The following is a 6,452-nucleotide window of genomic DNA, read 5'->3' as shown; positions in this document are numbered from 1 at the left end:
GGCGGTTGAAGAGCGGCGGTTGTATTCGTCAGAGATTGGAGTGCTTGTACAACTTCTCCAGCTGATTGGTAGCGATCGCCCGGTCGATAACTTAACATCCGATTCAATACTTGAGCGAACCCATCGCTGACGTTCGCCCACCTGCGCCATTGCCACGTTAGCTGAGTCGCATCCAGCAATTCTGCTGGCTCTTTGCCTGTGAGCATTACCGCAGCCGTCGCCGCTAAAGCGTAGAGGTCGCTGCTAGGGTAAGCTTGCCCTGCCTGTATTTGTTCGCTGGGGGCATAACCGGGTTTCCCGACCGTTGTCGCGATTGGTCTGGTAACATCTGGTAGCTGAAACCGAGTTGCCAGCTCCTTAACCACGCCGAAATCGATCAGCACAGGTAAGCGATCGCTCTCCCGTAAAATAATATTGTCCGGCGCAATATCCCGATGAATAATCCCTTTAACATGGATGTGCGCTAAGACGGGCAACAACTGCCGCAGAAATTGCACCACTTCTACCTCCGAGAAAGTGTTGCCTTGACTCCGACGCTCATCAAGCAGCATCCGATAAGTCTTCCCCTCCACATAGTCCTGCACTAGGAACAACCGCTGATCTTGCTCAAAAGTAGCCCGAAACTGGGGAATCTGCGGGTGCTGGATTTGGTAAAGAGTCGTCGCCTCTCGCTGAAACAGTTCCCTTGCTTTCTCCAGTGCATAAGCTGATTCTTGAGCAGGAATTAATTCCTTTAAGGCACATCGTTCGCTAAAGCGCCCCTGGTCTTCTGCTAGATACGTTCGTCCGAACCCTCCCTGACCGAGAATACCGATCAAGCGGTAGCGGTTTTGTAGAATCGTTCCAATGACAATCGGGGGTTGCATAAATAAGGACTTGGGAAGAAGGGCTTTTCAAGATGCAATTATGACAAAGCTATGCTACCTTACCTTTTTGGATCTATTTTGGCAAAAGCTGTCGCTCACCGTTCCATCAGCTTCTAATCTTTGCTTGTTGGAGCTTGTTGGAAAGTGAGTCGCTCCCCCCAGCCATCAGTCGGACTTTCCGAGCCGGCTAATCGGCGATCGCGTTCCCTTAATGTATTTTTACTTTGCTTTCTATTTGTTAAAAAATTATTTATTATCAAAGCATTTGTCTAGAAATCTGTACATTTGACTTGCCTATGCGATCTAAAGTTTATGTTTTATCAGGAGAAATACGGAGACGTTATCTTGACAGTTTACTCAAGATTCCAAAAACTAAGGCATTCTACTGAGATGCTCATACCTGAAGAAACCTGCATTGAAGAGTTAGGTTCTCAAACTTAAGACCAAAACTTTCTAATTCTTGTCTGTAGAGCAATTTTTTAGATATTCTGTAACCAGTGATTCAGATATTCATCCCTTCTTAACAAATAAATTTGATAAGTCTTTTCGACGACAATGATAAGATTGCGATCGAAGTAGCTCTTGAGGGTCTGCTGTGCTCCGTTCTCCCACTATATCGCTTCAGCCTACGCTGCCACAAATAGCAGATAACAATCGTCTGCGACTGTTTTCCGGCTCTGCTAATATACCCCTCTCTCAGGAAGTTGCTCGCTATCTAGGCATGGACTTGGGACCAATGGTTCGCAAGCGGTTTGCTGATGGAGAGCTTTACATTCAAATTCAAGAATCGATTCGAGGGTGTGACGTCTACTTAATTCAACCCACTTGCCATCCGGTGAACGATCACTTGATGGAATTGCTGATCATGGTTGACGCCTGTCGCCGCGCCTCGGCTCGACAAATTACCGCAGTCATTCCTTATTATGGCTATGCGAGAGCCGACCGCAAAACAGCGGGACGCGAATCCATTACCGCCAAGCTGGTTGCGAACCTGATTACAGAGGCTGGAGCCAGCCGGATTTTGGCGATGGATTTGCACTCAGCCCAGATTCAGGGATACTTTGATATTCCCTTCGATCACGTCTACGGCTCACCCGCCCTCATCAATTACCTGGCAAACAAGCAACTATCTGACTTGGTTGTTGTTTCACCGGATGTAGGTGGTGTGGCTAGAGCTAGAGCGTTTGCGAAAAAGCTGAACGATGCGCCGTTGGCGATTATTGATAAGCGTCGGCAAGCGCATAACGTAGCAGAAGTAATGAATCTGATTGGCGATGTCGAAGGCAAAACAGCCGTCTTAGTAGACGACATGATTGACACCGGCGGCACCATTTCAGAGGGCGCTCGGTTGTTACGCAAAGAAGGCGCTAGGCAGGTATATGCCTGTGCTACCCATGCAGTTTTCTCTCCACCCGCGATTGAGCGGCTCTCAAGCGGGATATTTGAAGAGGTGATTGTCACCAACACCATCCCAGTCCCCGAAGCAGATAGATTTAAACAACTGACGGTTCTTTCGGTCGCCAATGTGCTGGGCGAAACTATTTGGCGGGTTCACGAAGATAGTTCTGTCAGCAGTATGTTCCGATAAATCTTAATCCGCGAGGGATGTAGTTTTTTTAGGTCTAGGGACATGGCAATGCCATGTCCCTACAAGATTACAAGTAATGCAAAAATTCTCCTGGGACTAATCGCAACTCGCCAGATGTAAAACGATTAATTTCTACCCAAAGTGCCGCTTTTTGGCGATCGCCTTCAGCAAAAATTGTTCGTTCAATCTGATAAAGCTTGGGATCGACAAAATCACATTGATACAGTTGAATGATTTCGTGACCAGGCTTACCGTTGAAAGTAAACAAATTTTCGATACAGCCAAGATATCGAATATTCGTTAATTCAGCCTGGATTTCTTCTTGAAATTCTCGTTGCAGTGCTTCGAGGCTGGTTTCTCCAAAGTCAACGCCGCCCCCTAAGGCGCGATAAAATGTATTTTGCTTAACGGGGTCATAGCCTTCGGAAATAAAAATGCGCTCGTCGTTCCGAATCAGCCCCAAGGCAAGCACCCGAATTTCACCTGATTTGTGCATCGTTTTTGTCAATTTTCGTTGTAACTAAAGGCAGCCCGACTTTCGCTACCCTCAACGGGCCAGTCTTCATTTTCGCCGCCAATGTACAAACGTTCAATTCTCACGTATTCGTTGTTCAGCTGGTTGAGAGAGTTGATCAGGATATCAAGCGCGATCGCATCACTGGTTCCCAAATCGAGCCAGCACCGTGCCCATCCCCCTTCGTACTCAAACTCGCCCATATTATGCATGAGCGAGACCATCGTGTTATCCGCTGCGTCAGAATCGTAATCCATGTAGCTGATATCTAAACCCGTATCCTGGACTTGGAGATTTTCTGCATTAAATCCTCCCAATTTCCCCAAGAAGAACCAGGAGTTAAACACCTCCTCGACATACTGCTTTTCCATCTCCGAGGGAACCATGCTGAACTCCAGCCAGATCCACAGATCGAAAGGGTTAAACTCGCGGAACACTACCTGCATATCAACCGTGAAGTATAAAGTGTAAAGGATGAAATTCGAGAAATCGGCTTCAATCCATTGTTTTGGAACCGCAAACTCATTTCATCCTTTCTTTCATCCTATCGTTTATACTTCATCCTTTTAGGCTTTATCCTCCCGTAATCCGGCGTTGTGCTTTATCGCGTTCTCGCTTCAGCTGTTTAACGACGTTCGCCGGGAGTTGGGCTTCTTTTGCGATCGCTTTGTCAAAATTCTCCACCGCTCGCTTGATCAAATCTTGGTTATTGTTTTTCTTCTTCCCTTGCTCAACCAGGATCTGCCCCTTGAGATAGAACAATTCTGGGTTATTTGGCGTGATTTGACTTGCCTTCTCCGCAAATTCCCACGCCTTATCGTACTTCTTCAAGTCCCGATAGCCGACGGCAATTCCTCGATAAGCCAAATAAGACGGGCTTGCTTTTTCTAAGCGTTCAATCGCTTGATTGGGGTTAGAAAATGGCAAATTCACCGCAATCATTAAATCCATATACCCCTTGAGCAAGTTGAGTTCTGCGTCATCAGGTGCAATCTTTTCAGCTTTATCGAGGTATTCAAATACCTGCTGCAATTTACTCAAAGCTTGCGGACCACTTTTGATTGCATCTCGATTCGCGATCGCAATCGTATGAGCGCCTTGTAAAAAATGACCTACTGCGGTGTAGAGATTTCCCCGCAAGGGATCGCTTGCTGTGAGCTTCTCAGCCGTTTGCAGCGTCTTGTCCGCGTATAATTTAAACTCATCTAACAAAGCTTGTTTTTGTTGCTTGCTCTCCGCACTTTCCCCTTTCCAGTCAATAGAGGAGTAGGTGAGAGACGCCTTCATTGCGTATGCTAGGGGTTCGTTGGGTTCCTGCGTTTCCGCTTGCTGTAGGTAACGCTTTGCTTCTAGATAGTTTCCCTTTTCAAAGATTGCCTTGAAAGCAGCTTCTGTACTGTCTCCGATATTCCGAGGATTGCTAGAGCGAAAAGGGTCATCCGCTAGACTAGGGCTAGACCAAACGCTGACTGCCATCAGCAATGCGAGCAGAGCAAAACGTGCAGACGCTGGCGCGATCAAAGGCTTAGAGCAAATCGCGGGTGTATTTGCGATCGCAGAAACAATCTGCTTCGGAACCGAAAATCGATCCATTATCGTCATCCTCACAAAACCTTACGCTTGAGTGAATGCTGTCTCCAATGTTAAATGCTATCTAGTAACGCCAGAAAATATTCTGTTACCATCGCCCTTCGGCTCAACATTTAGAAACAACAAGTGTATAATTAGTCACTTCTAGATAAAGAGAGTTAAATGCGTTTGACGCCCTTACTAAATTCCAGGTTCCGGAAAAATTTAGTTAATTTTTTTTAAATGCCAAGGATAAAAGTAGAAATAAAGAGATCCGGAATCGCGGATAAAATTTGTTTTGCTCAAAAACAGGTTTTGTTCAGTTTTTCTTGTGCCGAATAATTTAAGTCAAAATTAAAGAAGGCTTTTTTGTTCCCAACTGGATGCCTTGACGAGTTCGCTTTCTATTTTCTATTCGGGTAATTAATGCTCTATCTCAAAAACCTGACTTATCACCCCCCGGCTGCCCCTACTGCGATTCTAAAAGCCCTTAATTTAGAACTGGCACCGAACAATCTGGGTCTTGTCATTGGCCCAAGTGGCTCTGGCAAAAGCACATTTTTAGAAATTCTCGCAGGTCTGGCGGAAAAAACGGATGGTGCCCTCTATTGGCGAGACCAAGAACTGACTCCCGAACATCTGCAACAGTTGGGAGGATTAGTCTTTCAATTTCCAGAGCGGCATTTTTGTGGCGGGACAATTTTAGAAGAACTGCGGATGGGGCATCCAGAGTTGGGATTGGAAAAAGTCACGGAAGCTCTGCAAGAAGTAAATCTGGCACATCTGCCGTTGCATACCTCACCGCATTCCTTGAGTGGAGGTCAACAGCGACGCCTTGCTCTAGCAGTGCAGTTAATTCGCCAACCTCATTTGTTGTTGTTGGATGAACCCACCGCTGGCCTAGATTGGTCAATGCGGCGTCAGCTAGTTAGTTTATTAGCAAAACTCAAAACCCATTGGACACTGTTGGTTGTCACTCACGATGCGGGTGATTTGTTAGCGATTGCCGATCGATGCTGGACAATTAACCACGGAGAGTTGCACTCGGTGGAGCCAGCATCATTAGAAGCTAAAGTAATTGAGCCGCAACCAGCAGCTTAAATGGGTTTGGGCGGTTGTAGGGCGAACCCTTTCCCGAAGGGTAATTCACAAATTTAAAAAGTTGAAGGTTGGCGGTCATGGGTGAGATTGAGACGCTAATGTTGCCGGAAATGGCAGACATCTGGCAGCAAACATTAGGCTGGCAGCCGGAAGCCGAACAGAGGCAACAATTTCAGCGCCTTTACGAGCTAATTTTGGCAGGAAACCGCCAGCTAAATTTAACTCGCATCACCGAACCGACAGAGTTTTGGGAAAAACATCTGTGGGATTCTCTGCGAGGAATTGCGCCTCTACTATCCTCTAACTCGGAAGAGACAAGCGATCGCTTGTCCCTTCCCTCCGTCGAACGCGCTATCGATATTGGGACTGGAGGAGGATTTCCGGGGATTCCCATTGCGATCGCCCTCAGCCATTGCACCGTCACTTTACTGGATGCCACGCGCAAAAAAATCGCGTTTTTAGAAACTCTGATCGACCAGATGGGGATTCAAAATGCTGCTACTTTGACTGGTAGAGCGGAAGAAATTGGTCAACATCCCCAGCATCGAGCTTCTTACGACTTGGCACTGGTGAGAGCCGTCGCCACAGCATCTGTCTGTGCAGAATATGCCCTCCCGTTACTAAAACCCGGTGGCTTAGCCATCCTCTATCGAGGACAGTGGACAGAAGAAGAAACCAATGCTCTACAACCAGCGCTTGTGCAATTGGGTGGTGTCATTGAGTCGATAGAAGGGTTTACGACTCCTTGTAGTCATAGCGATCGCCACTGTCTTTATCTCCGCAAAGTGGCACCCACGCCGAGGGAATTTCCGCG

General features: G+C 46.9%; 7 protein-coding genes. 3 read left to right on the top strand and 4 right to left on the bottom strand.

All coding sequences use genetic code 11. The features are described from left to right. A partial coding sequence (locus tag H6F50_RS17310) for a serine/threonine-protein kinase (RefSeq protein ID WP_190429657.1) occupies positions 1-866 on the bottom strand: 866 nt, incomplete at its 3' end. 595 nt (positions 867-1,461) lie between these two features. On the opposite strand from H6F50_RS17310, the gene H6F50_RS17305 reads away from it, so the two are divergent. Then, positions 1,462-2,454: a ribose-phosphate pyrophosphokinase gene (locus H6F50_RS17305; protein ID WP_190415987.1), complete on the top strand. Its 993-nt coding sequence runs from the start codon at positions 1,462-1,464 to the stop codon at positions 2,452-2,454. A gap of 67 nt (positions 2,455-2,521) precedes the next feature. On the opposite strand, the gene H6F50_RS17300 is transcribed toward H6F50_RS17305, so the two are convergent. The 3 genes from H6F50_RS17300 to H6F50_RS17290 all read right to left on the bottom strand — a co-directional run bounded on the left by H6F50_RS17300 (position 2,522) and on the right by H6F50_RS17290 (position 4,444). Beyond that, complete coding sequence (locus H6F50_RS17300) at positions 2,522-2,950, bottom strand: NUDIX hydrolase (protein ID WP_190415986.1); 429 nt, start codon at positions 2,948-2,950, stop codon at positions 2,522-2,524. Positions 2,951-2,958: 8 nt separating this feature from the next. Further along, positions 2,959-3,414, bottom strand: coding sequence for a DUF3531 family protein (locus H6F50_RS17295; RefSeq protein ID WP_190429656.1), 456 nt, complete (start codon positions 3,412-3,414; stop codon positions 2,959-2,961). Positions 3,415-3,541: 127 nt separating this feature from the next. Next, complete coding sequence (locus H6F50_RS17290) at positions 3,542-4,444, bottom strand: Sll0314/Alr1548 family TPR repeat-containing protein (RefSeq protein ID WP_190429659.1); 903 nt, start codon at positions 4,442-4,444, stop codon at positions 3,542-3,544. 519 nt (positions 4,445-4,963) lie between these two features. Here H6F50_RS17290 and H6F50_RS17285 point away from each other — a divergent pair. Continuing rightward, entirely contained in the window at positions 4,964-5,638 is a 675-nt protein-coding gene (locus tag H6F50_RS17285) for an ABC transporter ATP-binding protein (RefSeq protein WP_190429655.1), read from the top strand. 77 nt (positions 5,639-5,715) lie between these two features. Further along, positions 5,716-6,452, top strand: a 737-nt coding sequence (gene rsmG / locus H6F50_RS17280; protein WP_199292218.1) for a 16S rRNA (guanine(527)-N(7))-methyltransferase RsmG, incomplete at its 3' end; no start/stop codon positions are given.

It is taken from the genome of Coleofasciculus sp. FACHB-712, assembly GCF_014695635.1.
Lineage (GTDB): Bacteria > Cyanobacteriota > Cyanobacteriia > Cyanobacteriales > FACHB-T130 > FACHB-T130.
Note: the sequence above shows the minus strand (reverse complement) of the source record. Positions and strands in the feature narration are given on the sequence as shown.